Origin of the sequence: Sphingomonas kyeonggiensis (assembly GCF_014196745.1) — a bacterium.
Lineage (GTDB): Bacteria > Pseudomonadota > Alphaproteobacteria > Sphingomonadales > Sphingomonadaceae > Sphingomonas > Sphingomonas kyeonggiensis.
The window spans coordinates 332,629-358,196 of record NZ_JACIEH010000002.1; the positions used below are offsets into that span (position 1 = coordinate 332,629).

The following is a 25,568-nucleotide window of genomic DNA, read 5'->3' on the forward strand; positions in this document are numbered from 1 at the left end:
TCGCTTCTCCCCGGCGAAGGCCGGGGCCCAGTCCTTGAAAGTCACGCGCCTTGGCGCGTCTTCGTCGCGCACTGCTTAGTCTGGGCCCCGGCCTTCGCCGGGGAAATGCTCATCGCACGCGCTACGTCTTACTTCCCGCCCTTCGCCACCGCTTTGCACAGCCCGTCGGTCGCCAGTGCGATGCGGGATTCGGGCATGTCGCGGTTGGCGGGATCGTTCTCCACGCCGCGCGTCTCGGTGTTGAAAGTCAGCAGGCTGCCCATGTGCTGGTCCGGGCACAGGCTCAGATAGGCGCGGAAGCCGTTCTGGTCGCCATTGTGGCCGACGATGCGGATGCCGTCGGTCTTGTCGAGGAAGAAGGACAGGCCGCTCCAGGTGGTCGGCGCCATCCGGCCCTGGGTGAAATCCTCGCCCGCGCTGATCTGCGGCTGCCACATCTCCTCGAGCGAGGCGCGCTTGAGGACCAGATCGTACTCCGCTGCCCGCTTCGGTTCGCCGAGCAGGAAGGCAACGTATTTCGCCATGTCCGGCAGTGGTGCGTTGAGCCCGCCGTTCGACACGGTCACGCCGGTATCGGCATCGAACGGCGCGGGCACGCGCTTGCCGTCCTTGATATAATAGCTGTGGGCGCGGTGGGGCAGCAGATAGGGCGGGGTGCGGTCGAAATAGCTGGCGTGCATGCCGAGCGGGCGCAGGATGTTCTTGTCGACATAGACTTCGAAATCCTCGCCCGAGAGCCGTTCGATCACCTGGCCGAGATAGACGATGCCGGGGTTCGAATAGCTGAACCGGCTTCCGGGTTTGAACTTCACTTCGGTGTACGGGATCATCGCCTTCAGCTGTTCCCAGCGGGGCGGCTCAAAGGGTTGCCATTCCTCGCTCCGCCACGGCCAGGTGCCGTTTCGGAAGCCGGCGCTGTGACTCATCAGCTGGCGGATGGTGATCGCGCTTGGATCCCCGAACGGGTCGTGCACCCCGGCGAGCTCGGGCACGTAGCGGATGATCGGATCGTCGAGCTTGAGCAGCCCGCGATCGCGCAGCTGCAGGATCGCGATGCCGGTCATCGTCTTGGTGATCGACGCCCAGTGATAGATGGTCGCGGCGTCGACCGGGACATGGGCGTCGGCATCCTGCTCGCCGAGATGATCGGCGACCACGGTGCGGCCGTCGCGGATCACGTAGAAGCTGCTGCCGGCGATCCCGGCCTTTGCCACTTCCGCCCGGTGCAGCGCGCGGAAATCGGCCACTGCCTTGTCGAACCCGCGCTCCTGCGCCGCCGCCGGGGTGGCGGCGAGGGCGAGCAGGAGCAGTGCCGCGCGCCTCATGCCGGCTTCAGCGTGGTGCGCGTGGCGGCGCGGGCGTCGACGGCGGCGCGGCTGAACGGCATGGGCTGCATCTGGCCGTTGGCCCAGTTGCGATACTGGTCGCGATAATGCGGCGAGCGCGGATCGGTCGACTGGCCGGGCAGGATCAGCATCAGCGAATTGTCCCAGGCACCGACATCGATCACCTGGAGATAGGAAGCGCCGCCGCCGACCTGCCAGCTCGACGCACCGAGCCAGCGTGCCATCACCGTATAGCCGTCGCCGCCCGAGCCTTCGCCTTCGATCGCCGGGAAGGCCTTCGCAATGGCGGGGATCGCAGAGAGCGGATGGCGCAGGCGGACCTGGTGGAGCGTGCCATAGCGCCAGGCGGCGGGGTCGGGACCGAGCTTGTCGCGGATCGCGGCCCAGCCGGCGACCAGTGCCGCGTCGAGCATCGAGTCGCGTGCCGCTGCCGGATCGGCACCGAGCCGGGCATCGGGCCGGGCGAGCAGCTCGAGCAGCAGCGAGGGCGCGATCGAGGGGATCAGGCCCTTCGCACGCGGGGGCACGATCGCGGCGAGCATGCGCTTGCCGGCCTCGCGCCACACCGCCTCGAACAGGGCGGCGGCGCCGCTGTCCCGGTCGATCCGCGCATCCCAGGCGCGCAGCATGTCGACCGCCGGTTTGGCGGCGGCTGAGGGCGTCTGGGGAAGCAGCGCGAGGAACTGGCGGGCGGGCGTCGACAGCGTGTCGTGCTGGAGCGCGACACTGTCGGCCAATGTGTGCTTGTCCTGGGTCTTCAGCACATCGGCGATCCGGTCGTAGCGATAGGGATCGCGGAAAGAGAAGGCGGGGATGCGGTCGCGCGGCCAGTCGGCGGGCAGGTTGTTCTGGTTGGCCGAGGCGAACCAGCCCTTTGCCGGGTTGTACTCGCTCGGCAGCGACTCGTACTTCCGCATGCCGGTCCAGTCGTAGCGGCCGTCGCCGGGCACCGGGAGCAGTCCGTCGCCCTTCTTGCGCACCGGCGCGAAGCCGATCACCTGCCAGCCGGTATTCCCCTCGACATCGGCATAATGGAAATTGGTCGGCGAGGGGTGGAGTTCGAAGGCCTTGCGCAGACCCTTCCAGTCCTTGGCGAGGTTGATCGCGATCATCGCGAAGGCGCCGTCGCCGCCCGGCTGCATCGCGATGGTGGCGAGCGCGGTGGCGCGGCGCTTGTCGGGATTCCACGAGATGACCGGCCCCTGCACCGAATAGCGGAGCGTAACCTTGGCGGGCGCGCCGCCCTTCACCGCGATCGCTTCCTCGACCTTTTCGAACCGCTTCCAGCCGCCATCGTGGCGATAGCGTTCAAGATCGGCGGGATCGAGCTCGAGGATGAACAGGTCGCCCTGGTCGATATGGAAATTGGTGCGGCCAAAGGCGAAGCGATCGGTATGACCCTGCATGATGCCGGGCAGGCCGGGCGCGCCGCCGCCGATCAGGTCGAGCCCCGGCGCGGTCAGATGCGCGATGTGGCGCGGGCTGAACCCGCCGATGCCGAGATGCGGGTCGTTCGCCAGGATCGGCCGGCCGGTGGCGGTGCGCGACGGCGAGACGGTCCAGGCATTGCTGCCGGCATTGGCCCGCTCGACCGAGGCGGCGGCGGGATCCTGGCCGGTCAGCTCGGCCCAGGGCAGGCCCTCGATGTTGAGAACGCCCAGATCGGCGGCGCTAACCGCAGCGGCGTCGAGCCCGTCCGGCACCTGCATCTTCCAGGCCGGGCGGAGCGGCGCGATGATCGCGTCGAGGTCGAGCATGCCGATCGCGGCCAGCTGGGCGCGGCGCACCTCGTCATCGACATTGCCGCTCGCCGCCTCGCGGGCGCGGACCAGGTCGCGGAGGTCCCAGCGGATTGGGATGACCTGGAGGATTCGATATTCGAGGGGGAGTAGCGTGGGATCGGCGATTACCTCGTCGATACGCGCGTTGATCCCGGCGATATAGGCCCTGGCGCAGGCGAGGACGTCGGCGGGCACGCGGTGCAGCTCGGCATCCACGTCGCCGCGATAGTGGAACAGCCGGGCATTGGCGTCGTGCCTGGCGAAGCGCGCGCCGAACGCCTCGGCCAGGCGTCCGAGCTCGCGGCGGTGCGACAGGTCGATCTGGAACAGCCGGTCGCGCGCGACGACATAGCCCTGGCCGAAGAACGCATCGGGGATGCTGGCGGCGCGGATGTGCGGCGTGCCCCAATCGTCGTCGACGATCTCGATCGGCGCGCTCGCCCCGCGGACGGTCTGCTGCTGGGTGGTAACCAGCCGGGGCCTTGCCGCGGCGGCGGCACTGGTGAGCAGCGCGGCCGTGGAGCTCAGCAGGAAGGCGCGGCGGTCGAACATCAGCAAATCCCCTGGCTCTGGCGAGCGCGGAGGTTGGTCCGGCCATGCGCCGCTGTCCATCGGAACAGAAGTTCGACGGTAATAACCGGAGGTTATCGAGGGGCCTTGCGGGAAGGGGACGGCGCTCAGCCCGCGGTGTCGTTCCAATAGGCGTCGCACACCTGGCTCGGTCGCCGGCCCTTGTCGCCCGCCAGATCGTAGATGGCGGCGGTGGAGACGGTCTGGATCGCCTGATAGGCCTGAGCCAGCTCGGCGCGAACCTGCGCGGCGTCGATGCTGCCGTCGTCGGGACCCTCATATTCCCGGGCGATCTCCACGACCCTGCCCCAGTTCACCCAGGTGCGGAACGCGAAATGGTCGCCGCGATCCTCCTCGCCCCACAAGACGATGAGCGGCAACCTCGGCTCCGCTCCGACGAAGTCCTGTTCGGCAGTGAGCGCAGGCAGATGGACGGGGATATAGCCGATCGTCTCGTGCACCCGGCGCAGGATGAAACGTGTCAGAGGCCCCATTTGCGGCGCATCCGACACGGGCATCTCAGGCCCGCGCCCCGTCGGTGACCACGGTCTCGTTGTAGCGCAGCGCCTTGAGCACCGTGTCGACGATGTTCTCGGCCTGGAGGCCGGCCTCGGCATATTGCAGCTCGGGCTTGTCCTGGTCCTGGAACAGGTCCGGCAGGCGCATGGTGCGCAGCTTGAGGCCGGCGTCGATCAAGCCCTGGTCGCTCGCCATGGTGAGGACGTGCGCGCCGAGACCGCCGATCGCGCCTTCCTCGATCGTCACCGCAACCTCGTGGGTGGTGAGCAGGCGGCGGATCAGCTCCTCGTCGAGCGGCTTGGCGAAGCGCAGGTCGGCGACGGTGGTCGACAGCCCCTTGGCCTCGAGCGTGTCGGCGGCCTTGAGCGCTTCGGCCAGGCGGGTGCCGAGCGAAAGGATCGCGACGGTCTTGCCCTCGCGGACGATGCGGCCCTTGCCGATCTCGAGCTGCTGGGGGGCGGCAGGCAGTTCGACGCCCACGCCGTTGCCGCGCGGATAGCGCACCGCGATCGGGCCGCTGTCGTGCAACGCGGCAGTGTGGGTCATGTGGACCAGCTCGGCCTCGTCGGCGGCGGCCATCACCACGAAATTGGGGAGCGTCGCCAGATAGGTGACGTCGAAGCTACCGGCATGGGTCGCGCCATCCGCGCCGACCAGCCCGGCGCGATCGATCGCGAAGCGGACCGGCAGGTTCTGGATCGCCACGTCATGCACGACCTGGTCGTAGGCGCGCTGCAGGAAGGTCGAGTAGATCGCGCAGAAGGGGCGCATGCCCTGCGCGGCCAGGCCGGCGGCGAAGGTCACCGCATGCTGCTCGGCGATGCCGACGTCGAAGGTGCGGTCGGGAAAGGCCCTGGCGAAGCGATCGACGCCAGTGCCGCCCGGCATGGCGGCGGTGATCGCGACGATCTTGGGGTCGCGCTTCGCTTCCTCGATCAGCGCGTCGCCGAACACGTTCTGATAGGCGGGCGGACCCGGAGGCGCCTTGGCCTGGGCGCCGGTGATCACGTCGAACTTCTGGACGCCGTGATACTTGTCCGCCGCCGCCTCGGCCGGGGCATAGCCCTTGCCCTTCTTGGTGACGACATGGATGAGGATCGGGCCTTCTGCGCTGTCGCGGACATTCTCCAGCACCGGGATCAGGTGGTCGAGATTATGCCCGTCGATCGGGCCGACATAATAGAAGCCCAGCTCCTCGAAGAGCGTGCCGCCGGTGACGAGGCCGCGGGCGAACTCCTCGGTCTTGCCCGCCGCGGTGGTGAGGCGACGCGAGAATTTGCGGATCGCGCGCTTCGCCAGGCTGCGCAGGCCGATATATTCGGACGACGAGACCATCCGCGCGAGATAGGCGGAGAGGCCGCCGACCGGCGGGGCGATCGACATGTCGTTGTCGTTGAGGATGACGACCAGGCGATTGCCCGCTGCCTCGGCATTGTTCATCGCCTCATAGGCCATGCCGGCGCTCATCGCGCCGTCGCCGATCACCGCGATGCCCTTGCCCGGCGTGCCCGCCAGCTTGTTGGCGACCGCGAAGCCGAGCGCGGCCGAGATCGACGTCGAGCTGTGCGCCGCGCCGAACGGATCGTACTCGCTTTCGCTGCGCTTGGTGAAGCCCGACAGGCCGCCGCCCTGACGCAGCGTACGGATGCGGTCGCGGCGGCCGGTGAGGATCTTGTGCGGGTAGCATTGATGGCCGACATCCCAGATCAGCCGGTCGTCGGGGGTGTTGAAGACATAGTGGATGGCGACGGTCAGCTCGACGACGCCGAGGCCTGAACCGAGATGCCCGCCGGTGCTGCCCACGGCCGAGATCGTCTCCGCGCGGAGCTCATCGGCCAGTTGGCGGAGCTGATGCGGCTGGAGCTTGCGCAGGTCATCGGGCGTGTCGACGGTATCGAGCAGCGGCGTGCTGGGTAGATCGGCCATCCGACTGCCCTTACTACTCCGTTTTCGCGAAGTCGAACGTTGCAGTTGTGGATTTTTGGTGCAGGCGCCGCGCGCGGAGAGCGATCAGTCGCAATCCGCGCATTTGCCGCGCACTTCGATCACCGGGCGTTCGGGCGAAAAACCGGTACCCTTGGCGGCGGCGCGCACCGTCTTGGTGATCGAGTCGTCGTCGATATGCGTGGTCTGGCCGCAGCTGTCGCAGACCAGGAAGATGCAGTCGTGCAGGCAGTCCGGGTGCGTGTTCGCCATATAGGCATTGGCGCTCTCGACCCGGCGCGCAAGGTTCGATCCGACGAACAGGTCGAGGATGCGGTAGACGCTGTTGGCGGCGACTCGGCGACCCTCGGCCTTCGATACCGCCTCGGCGATGTCATAGGCGGAAGCGGGCTTGTCGAAGCCGGCAAGCGCCTCGAACACACGCTCGCGCATCGCCGTCCATTGCTCGCCGGACTTCTCCAGCGTGGTCTGGGCGACCTTGGTCAGCTCGTTGCCGTGATGCTCGTGATGATCGTGCGCGTGCATGCGTTTAATGTAGGCCCGCAGGCCCTCTGCGGCAAGCTCAGTAGGTCGCGCGCCGGTTCAGATCATGGCCCAGAGCGACCAGGCTGACGCCGACCAGCGTCCAGAAGATCTCGAAATCGCCGTGCGGCAGCGAGAGCGCGCCGCCCATGATGCCCAGGCCGAAGGCGCCGACGATCGCCGGGGCCATATAGCCATGCGACATCACGCCGCGGACCAGCGCGAAGGCGCCGAGGCCGATCGCCAGGGTCAGGCCGACTTCGTGGATCGCCGGGTTGAGCAGGCCGCCGGCCGAGGAGATGACGGTGAGCAGGATGGTGGTGGTGACGCAGTGGACAAGGCACAGGCCACTGACGCCGATCGCAATACGATCGAGACGCGCATCAAGCTTGCCCCATACGCGGGCCAGCGGGAGACTCACTGACATGAACGGCGATATAGGGCAGAGAAGTTAAAGATACAACATAACATCGTGACTTCTTCGTCATCCCGGCGAAAGCGGGGACCTCGGGCGGTGGCGCAATACGGCATGAGATCCCGGCTTTCGCCGGGATGACGGGAGAGGGAGGCGCGTCAGCCGAGCAACCCATGCCCCTTCGCCCAGGCGAGGAACAGCTCGGGCCAGGCATGGGCGGGCTTGCCCTGGGTGCGTGCGCCCCAGCCGAAGCCGTGGCCGCCCTGCTCGAAAAGGTGCGTCTCGACCGGCACCTTGGCGGCCTTGAGCGCGGCGCGCAGGGCCAGCGTGTTCTGGATCGGCACGGTCGCATCGTCCTCGGCATGGCAGAGGAAGCAGGGAGGGGTGCGTACGCCGACCTGGCGCTCGGGCGAATGCTCGGCGGCCATCGCGTCCGAGGCGTCCTTGCCGATCAGCAGCGCACGCGAGCCGGGATGGGCGAAGGCGGGATCCATCGAGACGACCGGATAGATCGGCGCAGCGAGGACCGGGCGGGCGTCGAGACTGTCGGCTTCGTCGATCGGGGCATAGACCTTGCGGTCGAAGCGGGTGGCGAGGTCGGCACAGAGATGTCCGCCGGCCGAAAAGCCCATCGCGCCGGTGCGCCTGGGATCGACCTGCCACTTCGCCGCCTGGTGGCGGATCAGGCGCATCGCGCGCTGGGCGTCGGCCAGCGCGACGTTGCTCGGTTCTTGCCACGGGTCGCCGGGCAAGCGGTAGAACAGCACGAAGGCAGTGATCCCGCGCGCGGCGAGCCAGGGGCCGAGTTCATAGCCTTCCTTGTCGACCACGACGCGGGAATAGCCGCCGCCGGGAATGACCAGCATCGCGGCGCCATTGGGGTTGGCGGCACGGAACACGTCGAGCCGCGGCGTGCGGATGTGATCCATCGCGCGGTCGGGGAAGTTCGGATCGGGATTGCGGATCAGGACATGGTCCTGGAAGCCCTTGTCGAGCAGGCCGGGGGCGTCGCCGGGCCAGATCGGGAAGCTGGCATCGGGCTTGACCGTGCCGGATGGCACATCGGCCGCTGCTCGTGCGGCGAGCGGGAGGAGCGGGCCGGTCAGGCCGGCGGCGAGCAGGTCTCGGCGATCCATGCCGATGATCTAAGCGCAAGCAGGACGTAAGGGAAAGGGGCGCGGGTAGGCCGGGTGACGCTCTAGGGTACGCCACCCGGCCACGCCCGCATTTCCTATGTAGAGGATTTGCGGGCAGTTACCAGTCCGGTGCGCCGGTCGGCATCACCGGCGCGTCGAATCATGCGTGCCGGCCCAGATAATGGGCCTGCGCGGCTTCGGTGGCGTTGATCGCGAGGATCGAGCGCGCATCGGCAGCGGTGCGGACGCGGCCGGTGCGGTCCGACGCGGCGTCGAGCACCCGGTCGAGCAGCGCCTGGCCCTCATGCCACCAGCCGATCCCGCTGGCGGCATTGAGATGCCCCTGCGGGCCGGCATCGACGAAGAAGCTGCCCCAGCGCTTGGCGAGATCGCGGGCGCGATCGATGCTGATCCAGGGATCGTCCTGGCTCGCCACGGTGATCGAGGGGAAGGGGAGCGGCTTGGCGGGGACCGGCGCGAAGCCGGCCAGTTCGGGCTTCACCTCGGCACGGTCGACATCGGCCGGGGCGACGAGCAGCGCACCTGCCACCGGCCAGCCGAAGGGCTGGGGCGAGAGCTCGGCCCACCAGGCGACGGCGAGGCAGCCGAGGCTGTGGGCGGCGAGCACCACCGGCGCCTGGGCACTGCGGATCGCCTGGTCGAGCCGGGTCACCCAGGCGTTGCGATGGGGCGTGTCCCACATGCCGAGCTCGACCCGGCTGGTGTCCGGGCGGGACTGCTCCCAGAGCGTCTGCCAGTGCGAAGGCCCCGAGCCACCGAGCCCGGGGACGGTGAGGACGAGCGGGGAATGGTCGTCAATCGGAGCGAAGATACTCATCATGCGCACTCCAAGGGAGAGCAGGCCGGAGAGCGCAATTTATTCCCACTAATTAGATAGGCAATAGGCCCTGCGCCGGATCGAAGACCGGTTGCGCCGAACCGTTGATCAGGGTTTTTCGTAGAGCGCCTGCTCGGCGGCGCGGCGCTTCTGCAGGCCGGGCATCACCTTGCCGTCGGCATGGTCCCAGAGCGGGAATTGCGCCGCGGCGCCGGCATAGTCGCCGGCCTTGTGGAGCCGGAGCAGCGTGCTGCTCGCGAGGTTCGAGACCCCGAGATTATAGGCGAAGTCGACCAGCGCATCGAACTGGTTCTGGCTGGTCGGCGCGCCGCCTTCGAGCAGCGAGGAGACCTGGGCGGAGAAGCTGGTGAGGCTGGATTCCAGCCGCGCGTCGCACTGGGCCTGGGTCCAGATCGTCGTCTCGAGAATGTCCGATCCCGTCGATCCCCAGCCGATCGTCCAGGGCTCGCCACCGGTGCCCGGATCGGGATAGGCCTTGAAGTCGCCATCCGGCTGCTTCTGCGCGCAGCCCTCGAATTCCTGGACGAGCGCGACGCAATTCTGGCTGGGCGTCATTCTTCGGTCTCCCCCCCCTTGGTCCCGGATTGTCCCGGCGATCCTGCCCGAGCCGCCCGGCAAAGGCGCGTGGCTTTGCATCCGAAGCGGTTGCACCTAAGGAGCCTCCATGCCCAAGCAGCGCGCCGACCAGATGCTCGTGGATCGCGGCCTTGCCGAGAGCCGTACCCGCGCCCAGGCGCTGATCATGGCCGGCCTGGTCTTTGCCGGCGACCGCAAGGTCGACAAGCCCGGCCAGCAGTTCCCCGAGGAGACGCAGCTCGACGTGAAGGGACGCGACCATCCCTGGGTGTCGCGCGGCGGGATCAAGCTCGCCCATGCGCTTGACCATTTCGGCTGGGACGTGACCGGCGCGGTGGCGATCGACGTCGGCTCCTCGACCGGCGGCTTCACCGACGTGCTGCTGAGCAAGGGCGCCGCGCGCGTCTATGCGGTGGACAGCGGCACCAACCAGCTCGCCTGGAAGCTGCGCCAGGATCCGCGGGTGATCGTCCACGAGCAGACCAGCGCGCGCATCCTGACCGAGGCGCACATACCGGAACAGGTCGACATCATCGTGTGCGACGCCAGCTTCATCGGCCTGGCCAAGGTGCTCGAGGTGCCGTTTCGATTTGCAAAGCCGGGCGCGCGGCTGGCGGCGCTGATCAAGCCGCAGTTCGAGGCGGGACGCGAGGAAGTGGGCAAGGGCGGAGTGGTGCGCGATGCCGCGGTGCACGAGCGCGTCTGCCGCGAAGTGTCCGACTGGGTCGCGGCGCAGGGCTGGACGGTGCACGGCATCACCACCAGCCCGATCACCGGGCCCGAGGGCAATGTCGAATTCCTGATCGGCGCTACACGCGAAACATAACGGCAACGCTTGCGTTTCGGCGCGCTGCAACATAGCCCTTGCGCCCACAGGATTTAACCGGAGGGCGCGTTGAGGGAAATCGCATCGAAAGGGCAGCTGAGGCTCGCCTATCTGCGATGGGCCGTGGTGACGGTGCCGTTCATCCTGCTGCTGGGCATCACCTCCGCGCGGCTGGCACCGTCCGGCAGCGAGAATCCCTGGTTCGCCCGGCTGGCCAAGCCGGCGATCATGCCGCCCGAATGGGTGTTCCCGACGGCCTGGACCGCGCTCTACGTGCTGATGGGCCTGGCGCTGGCGATGATCATCAACGCGCGCGGATCGACGCTGCGCGGCCCCGCGCTCGTCGTCTTCGCGGTGCAGATGGCGGTGAACCTGGTCTGGTCGCCGGTCTTCTTCGGCATGCACCAGGTGGTGGCCGCGCTGGCGATCCTGGGCGTGCTGTTCGTGCTCGCGCTGATCACCTTCCTGCTCTTCGGCCGCATCCGCACCTTTGCGGCGGTGCTGCTGGTACCGTATTTGGTGTGGATCGCCTTTGCCGGCGTCCTCCTCTATCAGATCCACGAGCTCAACCCGAACGCCGGAAGCCTTGTATCCGCGCGTCCGGCTGACGAAATACAGATCAAGTGATCGCGTAAGGAACACGACAATGCAGACCGACAACCGCCTGTTCGACGATTTCGTGAAGTTCGTGAACGGCGCGGCAGGCACGCTGGCCGGCGTCGCCCGCGAGACCGAAGGCGCCGCGCGCGAGCGCGCCCGCGAGTGGATCGGGGGCATGGACTTCGTCAGCCGCGAGGAATTCGAGGCAGTGAAGGCGATGGCCGTGGCCGCGCGCGACGAGAACGAAGCGCTTGCAGCACGCCTTGCCGCGCTGGAGGCACAGCTGGGCGGCGCGACGGCGCCCGCGGCCGCTCCCAAGGCGCCGAAAGCGCCTAAGAAGCCTACGGGACAAGCATAAACACCTTGTCCACAGCTTTTGCGCAGGGTTGCGAACCCTGCGCTTGTGCGGGCCCGGTGCGGTTGGCAGATTCTGGCCAAGCAATCCGGCCCCAGTGGAGAAACTGATGCTCGACGAAGCGGAATTCGACCGCGACGACGCAGCCCCTATCGACATGCTCGAAAGCTATTTCGCCGCGCATGGCTGGACCCACAGCCGCGAGGAAGACGAGATTGTCGCGAAGGTCAAGGGAAGCTGGACGGAGTATGAGCTTCGCGCGATCTGGCGCGAGGACGATGGCGTGCTGCAGTTTCTCGCCTTCCCGGACATCCGCGTGCCCGACGAGCGCCGCGCGGCGGTCTACGAAACGATCGGCCTGGTCAACGAGCAGCTGTGGATCGGCCATTTCGAGCTCTGGTCGCAGAGCGGCATCCTGCTGTTCCGCCACGCCGCGATGATCGACGGCGACGAGCCGACGCTCAGCCTCAACCAGGCCGAGCTGCTGGTCGAAAGCGCGATCGACGAGTGCGAGCGCTTCTACCCGGTGTTCCAGTTCGTGCTGTGGGGCGGCAAGACCCCGGCCGACGCGCTGGCCTCCGCCCTCATCGAAACGCAGGGCGAGGCGTGAGCGCCACCCCGCCGGCCACGCTCTGGCTGGTCGGCTGCGGCAACATGGCCGGCGCGATGCTGCGCCGCTGGATCGAAGCGGGGACGGCGGATCCTGCCAGGGTCTTCGTCGTCAACCGCCAGGACCGCGACCTGCCCGAAGGCGTGCGCCAGGGCCGCGAATTCCCCGAAGGGCCGCTGCCCGACGCAGTGATGCTCGGCATGAAGCCGCAGCAGATCGACGAGATCGCCGCGACCCATGGCACCCGCTTCGCCGGCGTGCCGCTGCTCCTTTCCATTCTGGCCGGCGTCGAGCTGGCTTCGCTCGCGGACCGGTTCCGGGCCGGTGCGATCGTCCGTGCCATGCCCAACCTGCCGGTCGCGATCGGCAAGGGCGTGGTCGGGCTGGCCGGCACCCGCAGCGACGCCGTCGATGCCCTGATGCAGCCGCTCGGGCTGGTCGAATGGGGCGACGAGGCCGCGCTGGACCGGCTTGGCGTGCTCGCCGGCTGCGGCCCCGCCTTTGTCTATCGCTTCATCGATGCGCTCGCCTCGGCCGGGGTGTCGATCGGGTTCGGCGAGGAACAGGCGCTGCGCCTCGCCGTCGCCACGGTGGAGGGGGCCGGCCTGCTCGCTGCCCGGGCCGATGCGCCGCCCTCGGTGCTCGCCGACCGGGTCGCCAGCCCGGGTGGGTCGACCCGCAAGGGGCTCGATGTGCTCGATGCCGACGACGCGATCAAGGCGCTGCTGCGCGCCACGCTCGACGCTTCCGCGCGCCGGAGTGCCGAAATGGCGGCCGCCGCCCGCCGCTGATCGGAACGCCCGCGCGCCTGCACCGTTGTTCCGTTGATAGCGAACATCGGAGGCGTAGCATGACGACCACCACCGCGACCCGCGACAAGAGCGGCCGCTTCACCGGATCGAAGCGCACCAGCACGACGCACAATCTCGGCGTGATCGCCGGCGCCGCCGCGGGTGGCATGGCGCTGGGCGTGCTCGCACTGCTCGGCCGCAAGGCCGTGGTTCAGGCGCCGACCGCGCTTGCCGGCAATTGGGACGAGGCGCTCGCCACCGAACATGAGGCGACGCGCAAGGTCTTCGACCAGATCGAGGCGACCGACGAACGCTCCACGACCAAGCGCAACCTGCTGCTCGCACACCTCAAGCACGCGCTGACGAAGCATGCGGTGGAGGAAGAGAATGTCATCTACCCGGCGCTGCGCGAGGTCGGCAAGAAGGATGCTGCCGACGAACTCACCAAGGAACATGGCTATGTGAAGCAGTATCTCTACGAGCTGGAGAACACGCCCACCGCCTCGCCGGACTGGATCGCCAAGGTTCGCCAGTTCCGCGCCGATATCGAGGAGCATATGGAGGAAGAGGAACTCCGCCTGTTTCCGATGCTGCGCGCCCAGCTGAGCGACGAGAAGAACAAGGCGCTGACGCTGTCGATGAACAAGGAGGGGTTCAAGGTCGCGTAGGGCCATCCGTGCCGTGGCGGCAGGAAAACGGTAGCGCTAACAATTACATGTCGACAGCTAGTGCCGTTTCGCTAGAGGAACGGCATGCGTACGCTCCGTCTCCTGCTCGCCGCCAGCCCGCTCGTTCCGGCGCTGATTCTTTCCGTCTCGCCGGTCCAGGCCGGCCCGGTCGGCGCCGAGCCGCCGGTCGCCGCCATCGAGGCCTGGCTGGCCCGGCCCGATGCTGGGCGCCGCCTCGAAGATTCCGCGCTGACCCGTCCGCTCAGCCGCGCCCAGGCGGATCGCACGCTGGCGCTGCTCGCCGCCGAGCGGATGCACGCGACTGCCGCGCGCTATGCGGACGCGGTGGCCGCCAAGCAGATCACCATCGGCGACAAGACGCTGAAGTGGGAAAGCAAGACTTTCGGTAGCGCCGTGCCGGGCAAGCGCAGCCTGTGGATCTCGATGCACGGCGGCGGCAATGCCGAGCCGGCGGTGAACGACCAGCAATGGCGCAACCAGATCCGCCTCTACGAGCCGGCCGAGGGCATCTATCTCGCCCCGCGCGCGCCGACCGATACGTGGAACCTGTGGCACGAGGGGCATATCGACCCGCTGTTCCAGGCGCTGATCGACGCGCAGGTGGCGATCAACGGCGTCGATCCCAACCGCATCTATCTGATGGGCTACTCGGCGGGCGGCGACGGCGTGTGGCAGCTCGCGCCGCGCATGGCCGATCGCTTCGCCGCGGCGGCGATGATGGCGGGCCATCCGAACGAATCCTCGGTGCTCGGCCTGCGCAACCTGCCCTTCGCGATCTTCATGGGCGGTGCCGATGCCGCCTATGACCGCAACAAGATCGCCGCCGACAAGACCGCCGAGCTCGACCGGCTGAACGCGGCCGATCCGGGCGGCTATGTCCATATGTCGCGCATCTATCCGGGCCTGCCGCACTGGATGAACCGCAAGGATGCCGAGGCGCTGCCCTGGATGGCCGGCTTCACCCGCAATCCCTGGCCGAAGCGCATCGTCTGGCTGCAGGACGATGTGACGCACGACCGCTTCTACTGGCTGCACATCCCCGATGCGGCGGCGGCCAAGGCCGGCGACCAGATCATCGCTTCGGTGGAGGGGCAGACCATCACCCTGACGGGTACCGTCCCGGCCGGCACCACGCTGCGCCTCTCGGACCAGCTGCTCAACCTCGATCGTCCGGTGAAGGTGATCGTCAACGGGCGCACCGCCTATTCGGGCAAGGTCGCCCGCACCGGACTGGCGATCGAGCAGTCGCTGCTCGAGCGGGCGGACCCGGCTTCGGCCGCGACGGCGGTGCTCAAGCTCGATTGAAGGCAGGGAGGGGCGTGAAGCGCCCCTCCGCATTCCGCCAGGTCTTCCGGCGAACCCTAGAGCTGGTGCCAGAACAGGAAGACGCGCACCTTGCCGCCGCTCGTCGGCGCATAGCCGATATTGAGCGATTCATTGCCCTCGCGCCACGGCACCTGCACGGTGGTGAGGTCCGGCGTCTTGCCGGGCGTCCAGTTGCCGTCGTCCGGTCCAAGGTGGAAATTCGCATCGGCGGAGAAGGGCGGTGCGTTGCCGGGCACCAGCGTGGCACGCCAGGCCGCCCAATCCGCCTTCGGCATCAGCAATATGGCCTGCGCGGCATTGTCGCGGCCCTCGATCTGGCCCGCATGTTCCACGGTCGCGCCGGCCGGGAAGGTGACGCCAATCTGCCTGGCCACGGATTGCGCGTCCTGCATCGATACCTCGTTGTTGGAAGGAAGGGGGGTGGCGTTGCCGTCGGCGGCGTTGGAGCAGGCTGCGGCGAGCAGCGCCAGCATGGCGGGAAGGGCGCGGCGCATCACCGGCCCGGCTTCTTGAGGATCGCCTGCTCGCCCGGCGTGGCGGCGCCTTCCCAGGTGAAGCGGCGCGCGATCTTGCCATGGCAATCGAACTCCTTGGCCAGCCCCTGGCGGTGGAACTCGCCCATGAATTCGTCGGTCACCTCGATGCCGCCGATCGTCACCTTCTTGCCGCCGTCCCAATTGTAGCGGTCATAGACGTGGTACTCGAAATCGACCTCGAACAGCCGCCCCCTGGTGCCGGCGGAGACCTTCGCCACGCCCTTGCCCCAATAGGTGTAGCCGCCGATCGCGAAGAACCAGTCGGCGCTCTCCCCCTTGTAGTTGTAGGCGCTCTCGCCGGCGCGCGAGGTGAAATAATGGGTGCCGTTCGGCAGCGCGGTGATGAAGTTCTGGGCCTGCCGGAATTCGGCGATCATCGCGCGCTTGGCTGTGGGAACCGATGCGATCATGTCTTCCAGGTCGATCACATAGTCCCTGCCGGTGTTGTTCAGATAATGCTCCATGTGCTTGGTGGCATTGGTGCCGGGATAGACCATGGTCGGCACGCCCAGGATCGACCGGATCGCCGCAAGCTGTGCCACGGTGCCGGCCGTCGCCGGCTTGGAGCGCCATGCGCCCGCACCCGGATCGTGGCGCAGGCGCGGATCGGCCGTGCCGGTCTGATAATAGGCATCGCTGAGGAAGGGGCCGGGTGGCGGCGGGATCAGGCTCGGCATCGGCGGGCGGCCGGGTCGAGTGGAGGGGGCAATACCCATACGCGCTCCTCGGGAATCTGAGGATACCCAGACTAATCGCAAGTATAGCGCCGCGTAATTGCGGTTTGGTGCGGCTTGTCGCGAAATCGGCGCGGTGTGACGTGCCGCTTCATCTTGGGCCGGCTGTGCTCCTCTCCGCCAGCTTCTCCACATGTCCGCACAGCATGTCCGCCGGCGCACCAGATCTGGCCTCGATCTTCGCCTCTGGCCTCGGAGTATCTGCTGCCCACTTCGCAGAAGGCCGTCTTGATCGGACCGCCCCTCTTCGGCCTTGTCCGCGCGAGACTCGGGGCGCGTGCGTGAAGCATTCATAGTGGCAAACACGCCGCTAATTCTGTTCTGGCGGCGAAGGCGCCCACTGCCTTCCGTCACCTTACAGTACTGATCAGCCAACGAAATTCCACGGATGTCGTGGTCGAGGGAGGCTAGTTGACAGCACAGATAAAATCATTGACGATCGTATACATAATACGGACAGACTATTCTTAGGGGGCATCCATGCGCATGAAGACAATTCTCGTGTCGACTTCCGCAATCCTGGTCTCCGTCGCGGCGGCCGCCTCGTCTTCCCGACAGGAACTTCCAAGCGGCACCGTCACCGTGCCCCAGGCCGATGCCCGGGTGCTGCAGGCAAGCGCTGGCGTCTCGGCCGCGGCCCTGGATGCGAATGGCTGCGAGACGGGCACATGGAGCGTCGTCGCCATGCCGGATGCCCCGGCGGTCCAGCTCCAGTCCGCGCACTTCGCGATGCGCTGGACCAGCGGCACGACCACCACGGCGGCGGCGCAGACCGCGCTGAACGAGCTCGAATCGATCTACACCCAGTTCGTCGACCAGATCGGCTTTCCGGCGCCGTCGTGCAGCAGCACCGCCAAGAAGAAGGTCAATATCTGGATCGGGGATTTCGGGCTCAGCGGCGGCGTGGACGGATCCGGCAATCCCGGCATGTGGATCGGCCCCGGCGCGCTCGCGGACAATTTCGGGCTGGCACATGAATTCACCCATGCGCTCCAGGGCGGCACGGGCGGCCTGCGCGACTCGCCCTTTGTCGGCTGGATGTGGGAAAGCCATGCCAACTGGATGGCCACCCAGCGCCCGCAATACCGCAGCAACGTCCACTGCTCGGAGCTGATGGTCAACGCGCCGCACCTCTATTACGGTTCCACGCGCGACCGTTACTGCAATTTCCAGTTCTGGGAGTATCTCAAGAACGTTCACGGCTATGCCGCGGTCAACAACATCTGGCGCAATGCGCCCAAGACGACCGACGCCAATTACCTGACCGCGGACCCCTTCACCGTGCTGATGAGCAACATGGGGTGGTCGGTATCCCAGCTGAACGACTTTTTCGGCCAGTGGGCGATGCACAACGTCAACTGGGACTATACCGATCCCGACGGTACCGATCACGGCGCGATCATGCGTGCCGCCTATGGCAGCAACGACGCCGCGCAGAATGGCGATTATGGCTATAACGGCTATCGCCTCAATCGCACGACCCGGCTCGATCCGGTCAACCTCTCGGCGCGCAAGTTCTCCGTGCCCTTCGCCCAGGCGCCGCAGCGCTGGGGCTACAATCTCGTCCGCCTCGTGCCGGACAGCGGTGCGACGAGCATCGGCGTGACCTTCCGCGGCGTCACCCAGTCGGCCAGCAACACCAGCAGCCTGCCCGGACTGCTCAACGAGCCGACGAGCATCCCCGCACCGAATTCGGGCTGGCGCTGGGGCGTGGTGGCGATCACCAGCACGGGCGGCAGCCGCTACAGCGCGCTCCAGAGCTCGGCCAACACGACGATCAACTTCGCGCTCCAGCCCGGCGACCAGCGCGTCTACATGGTGGTGATCGCGGCGCCTACGGCCAACCAGAAGATCCGCTGGGACCAGCCCTATTACAGCATCTACCGCTATCCCTGGATGGTCCAGCTGACCGGCGCCCAGCCCCAGGGCTTCGAGAGCGGCGCGCCGGCGCCGATCACGGGCGGGCACCAGCACAGCAATGGCGGGGGCTGGGTCGCCGCGGGCGCGACCGTGGCATCGACCGCCTATGTCGGTCCCTATGCGCGGGTCTATTCGGGATCGGTCACCGGCAATGCGCGGGTCGAGGATCATGCGACCGTCTTTGGCGGCTCGCTGTCGGGCAGCGCGGTCGCCGGCGGGCTGGCAGTGGTGGCGGGCAACACGTCGCTCACCAGCACCGCCAAGGCGCGAACCACCTTCATGCCGCTCGGCTATTTCGAGACCAACATCGCGCTGAGCGGCACGGCGCAACTGATCGGTGACGTCGAGCATCGCGGCGGCGCGTCGCCCAATCACGGGGTATTCTTCGGCTTCGTCGATCCGAACACGATCAACGACGCGGCGCAGGGCGCAAACCTCACCGCGCCGCCGACCGAGGTCACCGCGACGCCGAACTACAGCTGGCCCTGAGGTACAGGCGCTAGCGCCAGAGGCTTGGACGGGCAGCGGTGGGCGGAGTCGATTAGTCAGGAGTGCACCTGCCGGTGCATGGGATGACGTGACGGATAACCGCAAACCGCTGCCCGTCCGACTCTGAGACCCTGTCAGTTCGCTCGATTATAGACGAGCTTATAGCCGATTGGCGCAGAGAGCAGTGGACTGATGATGGTGGTCTCCTCCACCAATTGCTGCCCAACGCTACGATACACTGTGGTCCGCTCGCTGTCGGTCCCACGGAATGTCAGCGAAATGGCTTCACCATTCGCTTTTGCTGACACATCGAAAACAAGCCCTTCCACGAGCTTCCACTTGATCGGCTCTCCGCTTATCCAAACATCGATAGGTGTTTTGGCATCGTATTTGATCGAGAATCGACTTCCTGAACTCGAGATTCTAATTCTGTCCGTAGCGATGGACTTGCGCAGCCTCATGCGAGCGAGAGGGCGCCTGGCGTTGGAAAGGCGGGCAATAGCGCTCTCGATCGCTGCAAAGGCGTCGTCGCTCCGTTCCCGGTCCAGGACATAGCTGCCTGAAACCACACCTTGCGCCGGGCTGGCCGAGCCTGAGCCGGAGATCAGGATTGCAGCTCCGATCGCGGTCGACAAAGTCCAGTGACGCATCACGCTCTCCTCAAATTCCGCTGCTCGCCGTGACAAGCGTAGTGACGATCCGGCTTAGGCTGGCTGTATCAAAGAGCCGAGCCTCGCGGCCACTAACTCGATCCGCAAACTCGAAAGCGGACCAACAGCTCTCCACCGAGTTCCCGCCGCGCACGGTCACGCTTCGAGGGTCGCAATTCCAGGCCGAGCTTCGCCCGCCAGCTTCTCCACATAGCCGCACAACATGTCTGCCAGCGCCTCCGACCAGGCCTCGATCTCCGCCTCGGTCCGCGGGGTCTCCGAGAAGCTGCTGCCGACTTCGCTGAAGGTCATCTTGATCAGCCGGCCCGCCAGCATCCGTTTGTCGCCGGGCACATCGGGCAGCGTCTCGCGCAGGAAGGTGCGGAAGATTTCGGCATTCTCCGCCTTGGCTGCGATCGCCTCGGGCGCATCGCGGTAGAGCGGGGCGGCGTCGCTCAGCGCGGTGCGGATCGCCGCTTCCTCGCATTCGGACTGGATGAAGGCACGGACCAGCCGGCGCAGCCGGGCGAGGGGCGGGGTGGCCTGGTCCTCGAGGATGCCGCGGAGCAGCGCGGAGGTCCGCTGCCATTCGTCGCTTTGCAGGCGGAACAGGATCGCCGCCTTGTTGGGGAAATACTGGTAGAGCGAACCGACGCTCACGCCCGCCCGTTCGGCGACTCGCGCGGTCGTGAAACGCTGCGCACCTTCCTTCGTCAAAACCTGAACAGCGGCGTCGAGTACCGCCTCGACCAGCTGGTTCGAGCGGGCCTGTTTGGGGTCCTTCCGCGAGGCGACGCGGGTGGTTCGGCGGTCGATCATGTAGGCTCTCCGCCAATGCGAATAGTCAAAACTGACGAACTAGTCGTATTTTCCGGTCCAGCAGGCAAGCCCCTGCTTCCACATGGAGAAACCCAAGATGACGACGCTTTCCGGCGCCCCCGTGGCGCCCCTGCTCGCGCGCCTGTTCGCCGAGGTCGATGCCAACCCGCCGGCGCAGAGCCCGGCCTTTGCCGGCACCACCACCGAGCAGCATCGCGAGATGATGCGCAGCAAGACCCAGTATCGCGACTTCTACGCGAAGCTCGCCGATTTCGCCCTGCCGGTGACGCCCGAGGTGGGCGGCCTGCTCTACATGCTGGCGCGCGCGACGCGTGCCACCTCGATCGTCGAGTTCGGCACCTCGTTCGGCCTGTCGACGCTCCACCTCGCGGCGGCGCTGCGCGACAATGGCGGCGGCCGGCTGATCACCAGCGAGTTCGAGCCGAAGAAGCTGGCCCGCGCCAAGGCGAACCTGATCGAAGGCGGCCTGGCCGACCTCGTCGAGTTCCGCGAAGGCGATGCACTGGAGACGCTGGCGGTCGATCTGCCCGAGACGATCGATCTGGTGCTGCTCGACGGTGCCAAGGCGCTCTATTCGGACATTCTCGACCGGCTCGAGAGCCGCCTGCGCCCGGGCACGATCCTGATCGCCGACAATGCCGATTACTGCCCGGAATATCTGGAGCGGGTCGGCTCGGTGGCGAACGGCTACATGTCGATGCCGTTCAGCGACGAAGTCGAGCTGTCGATCCGACTGGTTTGAAAATCCTCCCTCGCGCAGCGGGGGAGGGGGACCGCGCCCGCAGGGCGTGGTGGAGGGGGCATATCCGCGCGCGACGTCTCAGTTGGTGAGGGGTGAGCCCCCTCCACCACGCGACTGCGTCGCGCGGTCCCCCTCCCCCGGAGCTACGCTCCGAGGGAGGAATTAGGGTCTACCGCCCCAGCGCCGCCACCACCGCGCGTTCCTCGTCGGGCACCAGCCCTTCGAGCACCGCCCAGAACCCTCCCACCGCGCCCGGTCCGGCGCTGGAATAGGCGGCCGCCATCTTGCCGCGCAGCGCGTCGAACAGTTCGCCTTCCAGCTTGGCCCCGGCGGGAGTCAGGCGCAGCAGGCGCTGGCGGCGGTCCTTGTCGCCGGTGCGCGTCTCGACAAAGCCGCGCTCGGCCAGCTCGGTCAGCACCCGGCCCAGCGACTGCTTGGTGATCGAGAGGATCGCGAGCAGCTCGCTCACCGTCAGGTCCGGCTTGCGCGCGATGAAGTACAGCGCGCGGTGATGCGCGCGGCCCAGCCCCTGATCGGCAAGGCCCGCATCGATCGAGCGGGTCAGATGGGCGTACCCGAAATAGAGCAGCTCCACGCCGCGCCGGATCTCGGGCTCGCGCAGGAACAGCGGGGATGCAGGAATTGGGGCAGCCATGTTGACGCTTTCTGCCACCGCGCCTAACCCGCTGCAAGCCGCAGTAGGCAGAGTCGGGAAGAGCAAGATGAACGACACCACGATCCTGGATTTCGAGTTCGAAGCGCACCCCAATCCGGTCGGCGACGCCGATCGTGCCGCGGTGCTTGCGAACCCCGGGTTCGGCAAGGTGTTCACCGATCACATGGCGGTGATCAAATATTCGGCCGAGAAGGGCTGGCACGACGCCAAGATCCTGCCGCGCGGCCCGATCCAGGTCGATCCGGCAACCGCCGTGCTGCATTATGCGCAGGAGATCTTCGAAGGCCTCAAGGCCTATCGCACGCCCGATGGCGACGTGACCCTGTTCCGCGCCGGCGAGAATGCCCGCCGTTTCCGCGAGTCCGCCGAGCGGATGGCGATGGTGCCGCTGCCGGACGAACTGTTCCTCGGCTCGATCCGCGAGCTGGTGAAGGTCGACCAGAAGTGGATCCCGGAGATCGAGGGCGGCTCGCTCTATCTGCGCCCCTTCATGTTCGCGAGCGAGGTGTTCCTGGGCGTGAAGCCGTCGAGCGAATATCTCTACATGGTCATCGCCTCGCCGGCGGGCGCCTATTTCAAGGGCGGTGCGCCGTCGGTGACGCTCTGGGTGTCGGAACATTACACGCGGGCGGCGCCGGGCGGCACCGGTGCGGCCAAGTGCGGCGGCAACTATGCCGCGAGCCTGATCGCGCAGAAGGAAGCGATCGGCGAGGGGTGCGACCAGGTGGTGTTCCTCGATGCGGTCGAGAACCGCTATGTCGAAGAGCTGGGCGGCATGAACGTGATGTTCGTGATGGACGACGGCTCGATCGTCACCCCGCCGCTGGGCGGCACGATCCTGCCCGGCATCACGCGGGATTCGCTGCTGACGCTGGCGCGGGCGCAGGGGATCGAGGTGCGCGAGGAGCGCTATTCGATCGACCAGTGGAAGGCCGATGCCGAGAGCGGCAAGCTGCGCGAGGCGTTCGCCTGCGGCACCGCCGCGGTGCTGACGCCGATCGGCAAGGTGCGCGGGCGCGGCTATGAATTCGTGATCGGCAATGGCGGTCCGGGCCTCCTCACCGAGAAGCTCCGGGCCGAGCTCGGCGGCATCCAGCGCGGCACGGCGGAAGATCCGCACGGCTGGGTTGAACGCATCGGCTGAGGCCCTATAAGCGCCCGCTCTGCTGGGGCGTAGCCAAGTGGTAAGGCAACGGTTTTTGGTACCGTGTACCGAAGGTTCGAATCCTTCCGCCCCAGCCAACCGAATCCTCATGTTTCGGTTATAAATACTTGAAAATTCTACATATATTCCGGGGTGGCGGCTGAGGTTCTTGGGGTTCGGCTGGCACCGGGCTCGCCTGCCGCCCGAAGCAAACGAGCTTCAGCCGTGCAGGTTGAGCAGCGAATCCATCAGCCCGTCCTCGGCACTGGAGCAGACGCCCAGGATCACCGCCTCGTCGCAATCCTCGCCGGTCACATAGCCGTGCCCCATGTTTGAATCGATGTAGATCGACTCGCCGGCCTTGAGCGTGACCGGATCGTAGAATTCGGTGTGCACGACGATGCTGCCGCTGACGACATAGATATATTCCTCGCCCGAATGGTGGACGAGGTCGCCGAACTCCTCGACCGTCTTGGCGCGGACCTTGGTGATCACCGGGATCATGCGCTTCCGGCGCAGCTCGGTGCAGAGATAATAATAGTCGTAGTTCGCAGTGTTCACCCGCACCGCGCGATCGAGATCGCCGATGCTGCGCCGCGCCGTCACCTGGGTCTCGGGCGCCGAATCATTCTCGGCGAACAGCTCGGACATGCGGATGTTGAGCCGCTGGCTGAGCTGGAGCAGCTTGTCATAGGTCAGCGTCAGCCGGTCATGCTCGACCTTGGACAGGGTCGACACCGGGATGCCGCTCTTCAGGCTCATCTCCTTGAGCGTCCATCCATTCCTTGCGCGCAGCGCTTTCAGCAGTGTCCCCAGCGTCGGATGTTCGGCCTTCAGCTTCGTGGCCATGCGGCACCTCGGTTTGACATTTCTCTGAATAGGATCATCATGTCCTAATCAGGCGTATCAGTTTACATATCACAGCCTAGCCGCAGACACATACCGGCGCAATCGACATGCCGGAGTCCTGGCCAGGGAAGAGGGAGGACGACGCGCTCATGTGGAAAAATTCGCTAGGGGTGCTGGCAGCGGGGTTGCTCGGCATCGCCATTTCGGTGCCGGCCTTCACCCAGGCACCGGCACCGCTCACACCCGTAGCGCAGACCAATGCGTCCGCGCCGACGGCCCACCCCGCGGTCGCGCCCAATCTGACCAAGGTGGATGCGGACGCCTGGCTCGACGGTTTCATGCCCTATGCGCTGGCGCGGGGCGATGTCGCCGGCGCGGTGGTGGTGATCGTCAAGGACGGCCAGGTCGTGACGCAGCGTGGCTTCGGCTATGCCGATGTGGCGAAGCGCAAGCCGGTCGATCCGGCGACCACGCTGTTCCGACCGGGCTCGACCTCTAAGCTCTATACCTGGACCGCGGTGATGCAGCTGGTCGAGGCGGGCAAGCTGAACCTCGACGCCGATGTGAACCAGTATCTCGACTTCAAGATCCCGGCCTATCAGGGCAAGCCGATCACGCTGCGCAACATCATGACGCACACGGCCGGGTTCGAGGAGATCATCAAGGGGCTGCTGACCTTCGACAAGCCGGTCCCCAGCCTGGGCGACGTGCTCAAGCATCGCATCCCCGAGCGGATCTATGCGCCCGGCACCACCCCGGCCTATTCCAACTATGCCACCGCGCTGGCCGGCTATATCGTCGAGCGCGCATCGGGGATGCGCTTCGACGACTATGTCGAGAAGAACATCTTCGGCCGGCTGGGCATGCAATATGCCAGCTTCCGCCAGCCGCTGCCCGCCAATCTCAAGCCGTTCATGTCGCAGGGGTACGAGCTCGGCTCGGGCCCGGCCAAGGGCTATGAGCTGATCGGCATGGCGCCGGCGGGCGCCTCGGCGATCAGCGGCGGCGACATGGCCAAGTTCATGATCGCGCATCTCGCGAACGGCGGCCCGCTGCTCAAGCCGGAGACCGCGAAGCTGATGCACGGCCCCCAGGCCAGCGCGATCCCGGCGATCAACCAGATGGCGCTCGGCTTCTACGAGCAGCGGATCAACGGCCACCGCGCGATCGCGCATGGCGGCGACACGGTCTATTTCCACAGCGATCTGTGGATCTTCCCCGAGGACAATGTCGGGCTGTACATCTCGATGAACAGCAGCGGCAAGGACGGGGTGACCCGCGTGCTGCGCGGTTCGCTGTTCGACGCGTTCGCCGACCGCTATCTGCCAGCCGCAAGCAAGGCGCCGCCGGTCGAGCTGCCCACCGCCAAGGAGCATGCCAAGCTGCTCGTCGGCACCTGGACCAACAGCCGCCGGATCGATTCGAGCTTCGCCAAGATCATCGGCCTGATCGGTGATACGAAGGTGACGCTCGACGCCGAGGGGCGGCCGGTGATCCCGGCGCTGACCAGCCCGGGTGGCGCCCCGCGCAAGCTGATCGAAGTCGCGCCCTTCGTCTGGCAGGACGCCTATGGCCATGAGCGGCTCGCCGCGCAGGTGGTCGACGGCAAGGTCGTGCGCTGGAGCTTCGGCGAAGTCTCGCCCTTCATGATCTGGTACCGCACGCCCGCTGCGCTCGATTCGGCCTGGCTGCTGCCGGCGGTGCTGTTCGGGCTGGGCGTGGTGCTGCTCACTGCGCTGTCCTGGCCGGTCGGCTGGTTCGTCCGCCGCCGCTATGCCGCGCCGTTCAAGCTCGAAGGCGAGGCGAAGCGCACCTACCGCGTGCTGCGCGGCTTCGCCTGGCTGGTGCTGGCGGTGTTCGTCGGCTGGTTCGTGATCATCAGCGGGCTCGAGAATTTCGAGAGCCATGGCTCGACCGACTGGCTGATCCTGCTCGTCCAGTTCGTCGGCACGCTGGCATTCTTCGGGATGTTCGGCCTGTCGGTGTGGAACGCCTGGTTGACCTGGCGCGATAAGCGCGGCTGGTTCGCGCGGATCTGGAGCGTGCTGCTCGTGCTCGGCAGCTTCTTCATCCTGTGGATGGCGCTGGTCTACAAGCTGGTCTCGTTCGGGACCGAGTTCTGA

General features: G+C 66.9%; 26 protein-coding genes and 1 tRNA gene. 12 read left to right on the top strand and 15 right to left on the bottom strand.

What is annotated here, in order from left to right:
- Nucleotides 1–128: 128 nt before the first annotated feature.
- The 9 genes from GGR46_RS10725 to GGR46_RS10765 all read right to left on the bottom strand — a co-directional run bounded on the left by GGR46_RS10725 (nt 129) and on the right by GGR46_RS10765 (nt 9,647).
- Complete coding sequence (locus tag GGR46_RS10725) at nt 129–1,325, bottom strand: serine hydrolase domain-containing protein (protein ID WP_183997524.1); 1,197 nt, start codon at nt 1,323–1,325, stop codon at nt 129–131.
- The gene (locus GGR46_RS10730; protein ID WP_183997526.1) at nt 1,322–3,679 is read right to left on the bottom strand and encodes a penicillin acylase family protein; all 2,358 of its coding nucleotides are present in this window, start codon (nt 3,677–3,679) and stop codon (nt 1,322–1,324) included. The genes GGR46_RS10725 and GGR46_RS10730 overlap by 4 nt, the downstream gene beginning before the upstream one ends.
- A gap of 125 nt (nt 3,680–3,804) precedes the next feature.
- The gene (locus GGR46_RS10735; protein ID WP_183997528.1) at nt 3,805–4,191 is read right to left on the bottom strand and encodes a hypothetical protein; all 387 of its coding nucleotides are present in this window, start codon (nt 4,189–4,191) and stop codon (nt 3,805–3,807) included.
- Between the two features lie 25 nt (nt 4,192–4,216).
- Nucleotides 4,217–6,142, bottom strand: a complete 1,926-nt coding sequence (gene dxs / locus GGR46_RS10740) for a 1-deoxy-D-xylulose-5-phosphate synthase (protein WP_183997530.1) — start codon at nt 6,140–6,142, stop codon at nt 4,217–4,219.
- A gap of 84 nt (nt 6,143–6,226) precedes the next feature.
- Complete coding sequence (locus GGR46_RS10745) at nt 6,227–6,685, bottom strand: Fur family transcriptional regulator (RefSeq protein WP_183997532.1); 459 nt, start codon at nt 6,683–6,685, stop codon at nt 6,227–6,229.
- 37 nt (nt 6,686–6,722) lie between these two features.
- Entirely contained in the window at nt 6,723–7,109 is a 387-nt protein-coding gene (locus GGR46_RS10750) for a MerC domain-containing protein (protein ID WP_183997534.1), read from the bottom strand.
- A gap of 146 nt (nt 7,110–7,255) precedes the next feature.
- Nucleotides 7,256–8,233, bottom strand: a complete 978-nt coding sequence (locus tag GGR46_RS10755; RefSeq protein ID WP_183997536.1) for an alpha/beta hydrolase — start codon at nt 8,231–8,233, stop codon at nt 7,256–7,258.
- 160 nt (nt 8,234–8,393) lie between these two features.
- Nucleotides 8,394–9,071, bottom strand: a complete 678-nt coding sequence (locus GGR46_RS10760; protein ID WP_183998774.1) for an RBBP9/YdeN family alpha/beta hydrolase — start codon at nt 9,069–9,071, stop codon at nt 8,394–8,396.
- 108 nt (nt 9,072–9,179) lie between these two features.
- On the bottom strand, nt 9,180–9,647 hold the full coding sequence (locus GGR46_RS10765; protein WP_183997538.1) for a lysozyme: 468 nt from the start codon (nt 9,645–9,647) through the stop codon (nt 9,180–9,182).
- Nucleotides 9,648–9,756: 109 nt separating this feature from the next.
- Between GGR46_RS10765 and GGR46_RS10770 the strand changes: the two genes are divergently transcribed.
- The 7 genes from GGR46_RS10770 (at nt 9,757) to GGR46_RS10800 (ending at nt 14,844) form a co-directional block, all read left to right on the top strand.
- Entirely contained in the window at nt 9,757–10,494 is a 738-nt protein-coding gene (locus GGR46_RS10770) for a TlyA family RNA methyltransferase (protein WP_183997540.1), read from the top strand.
- Between the two features lie 69 nt (nt 10,495–10,563).
- Complete coding sequence (locus GGR46_RS10775; protein WP_183997542.1) at nt 10,564–11,121, top strand: TspO/MBR family protein; 558 nt, start codon at nt 10,564–10,566, stop codon at nt 11,119–11,121.
- 19 nt (nt 11,122–11,140) lie between these two features.
- Nucleotides 11,141–11,452 (top strand): accessory factor UbiK family protein, encoded by a 312-nt coding sequence (locus GGR46_RS10780; RefSeq protein ID WP_183997544.1) that lies wholly within the window; start codon nt 11,141–11,143, stop codon nt 11,450–11,452.
- A 103-nt stretch (nt 11,453–11,555) separates the two neighbouring features.
- A complete protein-coding gene (locus GGR46_RS10785; protein ID WP_425506565.1) occupies nt 11,556–12,059 on the top strand; it encodes a type III secretion system chaperone family protein in 504 nt (167 codons plus the stop codon).
- 44 nt (nt 12,060–12,103) lie between these two features.
- A complete protein-coding gene (locus tag GGR46_RS10790; RefSeq protein WP_183998775.1) occupies nt 12,104–12,850 on the top strand; it encodes a pyrroline-5-carboxylate reductase family protein in 747 nt (248 codons plus the stop codon).
- A gap of 59 nt (nt 12,851–12,909) precedes the next feature.
- Nucleotides 12,910–13,518, top strand: coding sequence for a hemerythrin domain-containing protein (locus GGR46_RS10795; RefSeq protein ID WP_183997548.1), 609 nt, complete (start codon nt 12,910–12,912; stop codon nt 13,516–13,518).
- 84 nt (nt 13,519–13,602) lie between these two features.
- A complete protein-coding gene (locus GGR46_RS10800; RefSeq protein ID WP_183997550.1) occupies nt 13,603–14,844 on the top strand; it encodes a dienelactone hydrolase family protein in 1,242 nt (413 codons plus the stop codon).
- Between the two features lie 56 nt (nt 14,845–14,900).
- Here GGR46_RS10800 and GGR46_RS10805 read toward each other — a convergent pair whose 3' ends face one another.
- A complete protein-coding gene (locus GGR46_RS10805; RefSeq protein WP_183997552.1) occupies nt 14,901–15,359 on the bottom strand; it encodes a hypothetical protein in 459 nt (152 codons plus the stop codon).
- Nucleotides 15,359–16,078: a hypothetical protein gene (locus GGR46_RS10810; protein ID WP_183997554.1), complete on the bottom strand. Its 720-nt coding sequence runs from the start codon at nt 16,076–16,078 to the stop codon at nt 15,359–15,361. The genes GGR46_RS10805 and GGR46_RS10810 overlap by 1 nt, the downstream gene beginning before the upstream one ends.
- A gap of 543 nt (nt 16,079–16,621) precedes the next feature.
- Here GGR46_RS10810 and GGR46_RS10815 point away from each other — a divergent pair.
- Nucleotides 16,622–18,544, top strand: a complete 1,923-nt coding sequence (locus tag GGR46_RS10815; RefSeq protein WP_221262701.1) for an Svx/AvrXca family virulence/avirulence protein — start codon at nt 16,622–16,624, stop codon at nt 18,542–18,544.
- Nucleotides 18,545–18,678: 134 nt separating this feature from the next.
- Here GGR46_RS10815 and GGR46_RS10820 read toward each other — a convergent pair whose 3' ends face one another.
- Nucleotides 18,679–19,194 (bottom strand): hypothetical protein, encoded by a 516-nt coding sequence (locus tag GGR46_RS10820; RefSeq protein WP_183997556.1) that lies wholly within the window; start codon nt 19,192–19,194, stop codon nt 18,679–18,681.
- Between the two features lie 156 nt (nt 19,195–19,350).
- On the bottom strand, nt 19,351–20,013 hold the full coding sequence (locus GGR46_RS10825; RefSeq protein ID WP_183997558.1) for a TetR/AcrR family transcriptional regulator: 663 nt from the start codon (nt 20,011–20,013) through the stop codon (nt 19,351–19,353).
- A 97-nt stretch (nt 20,014–20,110) separates the two neighbouring features.
- On the opposite strand from GGR46_RS10825, the gene GGR46_RS10830 reads away from it, so the two are divergent.
- Nucleotides 20,111–20,776 (top strand): O-methyltransferase, encoded by a 666-nt coding sequence (locus GGR46_RS10830; RefSeq protein ID WP_183997560.1) that lies wholly within the window; start codon nt 20,111–20,113, stop codon nt 20,774–20,776.
- 169 nt (nt 20,777–20,945) lie between these two features.
- On the opposite strand, the gene GGR46_RS10835 is transcribed toward GGR46_RS10830, so the two are convergent.
- The gene (locus tag GGR46_RS10835) at nt 20,946–21,431 is read right to left on the bottom strand and encodes a MarR family winged helix-turn-helix transcriptional regulator (protein ID WP_183997563.1); all 486 of its coding nucleotides are present in this window, start codon (nt 21,429–21,431) and stop codon (nt 20,946–20,948) included.
- Between the two features lie 67 nt (nt 21,432–21,498).
- Between GGR46_RS10835 and GGR46_RS10840 the strand changes: the two genes are divergently transcribed.
- Together GGR46_RS10840 and GGR46_RS10845 are read left to right on the top strand one after the other, a co-directional pair.
- Nucleotides 21,499–22,596, top strand: coding sequence for a branched-chain amino acid aminotransferase (locus GGR46_RS10840; RefSeq protein WP_183997565.1), 1,098 nt, complete (start codon nt 21,499–21,501; stop codon nt 22,594–22,596).
- Between the two features lie 23 nt (nt 22,597–22,619).
- Nucleotides 22,620–22,694, top strand: a tRNA-Gln gene (locus GGR46_RS10845).
- Between the two features lie 121 nt (nt 22,695–22,815).
- Here the strand turns inward: GGR46_RS10845 and GGR46_RS10850 are convergent.
- A complete protein-coding gene (locus GGR46_RS10850) occupies nt 22,816–23,445 on the bottom strand; it encodes a helix-turn-helix domain-containing protein (RefSeq protein WP_183997567.1) in 630 nt (209 codons plus the stop codon).
- A gap of 149 nt (nt 23,446–23,594) precedes the next feature.
- Here GGR46_RS10850 and GGR46_RS10855 point away from each other — a divergent pair, with 149 nt between their 5' ends.
- Nucleotides 23,595–25,568, top strand: coding sequence for a serine hydrolase domain-containing protein (locus GGR46_RS10855; RefSeq protein ID WP_183997569.1), 1,974 nt, complete (start codon nt 23,595–23,597; stop codon nt 25,566–25,568).

What these genes read in the sequence shown, in the direction of transcription:
- GGR46_RS10800 (WP_183997550.1), top strand. Translation starts at nt 13,603, where the DNA reads ATGCGTACGCTCCGTCTCCTGCTCGCCGCCAGCCCGCTCGTTCCGGCG.
- GGR46_RS10735 (WP_183997528.1), bottom strand. Translation starts at nt 4,191, where the DNA reads ATGGGGCCTCTGACACGTTTCATCCTGCGCCGGGTGCACGAGACGATC.
- GGR46_RS10760 (WP_183998774.1), bottom strand. Translation starts at nt 9,071, where the DNA reads ATGAGTATCTTCGCTCCGATTGACGACCATTCCCCGCTCGTCCTCACC.
- GGR46_RS10825 (WP_183997558.1), bottom strand. Translation starts at nt 20,013, where the DNA reads ATGATCGACCGCCGAACCACCCGCGTCGCCTCGCGGAAGGACCCCAAA.
- GGR46_RS10750 (WP_183997534.1), bottom strand. Translation starts at nt 7,109, where the DNA reads ATGTCAGTGAGTCTCCCGCTGGCCCGCGTATGGGGCAAGCTTGATGCG.
- GGR46_RS10730 (WP_183997526.1), bottom strand. Translation starts at nt 3,679, where the DNA reads ATGTTCGACCGCCGCGCCTTCCTGCTGAGCTCCACGGCCGCGCTGCTC.
- GGR46_RS10725 (WP_183997524.1), bottom strand. Translation starts at nt 1,325, where the DNA reads ATGAGGCGCGCGGCACTGCTCCTGCTCGCCCTCGCCGCCACCCCGGCG.
- GGR46_RS10755 (WP_183997536.1), bottom strand. Translation starts at nt 8,233, where the DNA reads ATGGATCGCCGAGACCTGCTCGCCGCCGGCCTGACCGGCCCGCTCCTC.
- GGR46_RS10765 (WP_183997538.1), bottom strand. Translation starts at nt 9,647, where the DNA reads ATGACGCCCAGCCAGAATTGCGTCGCGCTCGTCCAGGAATTCGAGGGC.
- GGR46_RS10745 (WP_183997532.1), bottom strand. Translation starts at nt 6,685, where the DNA reads ATGCACGCGCACGATCATCACGAGCATCACGGCAACGAGCTGACCAAG.
- GGR46_RS10810 (WP_183997554.1), bottom strand. Translation starts at nt 16,078, where the DNA reads ATGCCGAGCCTGATCCCGCCGCCACCCGGCCCCTTCCTCAGCGATGCC.
- GGR46_RS10835 (WP_183997563.1), bottom strand. Translation starts at nt 21,431, where the DNA reads ATGGCTGCCCCAATTCCTGCATCCCCGCTGTTCCTGCGCGAGCCCGAG.
- GGR46_RS10790 (WP_183998775.1), top strand. Translation starts at nt 12,104, where the DNA reads ATGGCCGGCGCGATGCTGCGCCGCTGGATCGAAGCGGGGACGGCGGAT.
- GGR46_RS10805 (WP_183997552.1), bottom strand. Translation starts at nt 15,359, where the DNA reads ATGCGCCGCGCCCTTCCCGCCATGCTGGCGCTGCTCGCCGCAGCCTGC.
- GGR46_RS10830 (WP_183997560.1), top strand. Translation starts at nt 20,111, where the DNA reads ATGACGACGCTTTCCGGCGCCCCCGTGGCGCCCCTGCTCGCGCGCCTG.
- dxs (WP_183997530.1), bottom strand. Translation starts at nt 6,142, where the DNA reads ATGGCCGATCTACCCAGCACGCCGCTGCTCGATACCGTCGACACGCCC.
- GGR46_RS10850 (WP_183997567.1), bottom strand. Translation starts at nt 23,445, where the DNA reads ATGGCCACGAAGCTGAAGGCCGAACATCCGACGCTGGGGACACTGCTG.
- GGR46_RS10795 (WP_183997548.1), top strand. Translation starts at nt 12,910, where the DNA reads ATGACGACCACCACCGCGACCCGCGACAAGAGCGGCCGCTTCACCGGA.
- GGR46_RS10815 (WP_221262701.1), top strand. Translation starts at nt 16,622, where the DNA reads ATGAAGACAATTCTCGTGTCGACTTCCGCAATCCTGGTCTCCGTCGCG.
- GGR46_RS10840 (WP_183997565.1), top strand. Translation starts at nt 21,499, where the DNA reads ATGAACGACACCACGATCCTGGATTTCGAGTTCGAAGCGCACCCCAAT.
- GGR46_RS10780 (WP_183997544.1), top strand. Translation starts at nt 11,141, where the DNA reads ATGCAGACCGACAACCGCCTGTTCGACGATTTCGTGAAGTTCGTGAAC.
- GGR46_RS10855 (WP_183997569.1), top strand. Translation starts at nt 23,595, where the DNA reads ATGTGGAAAAATTCGCTAGGGGTGCTGGCAGCGGGGTTGCTCGGCATC.
- GGR46_RS10770 (WP_183997540.1), top strand. Translation starts at nt 9,757, where the DNA reads ATGCCCAAGCAGCGCGCCGACCAGATGCTCGTGGATCGCGGCCTTGCC.
- GGR46_RS10820 (WP_183997556.1), bottom strand. Translation starts at nt 19,194, where the DNA reads ATGCGTCACTGGACTTTGTCGACCGCGATCGGAGCTGCAATCCTGATC.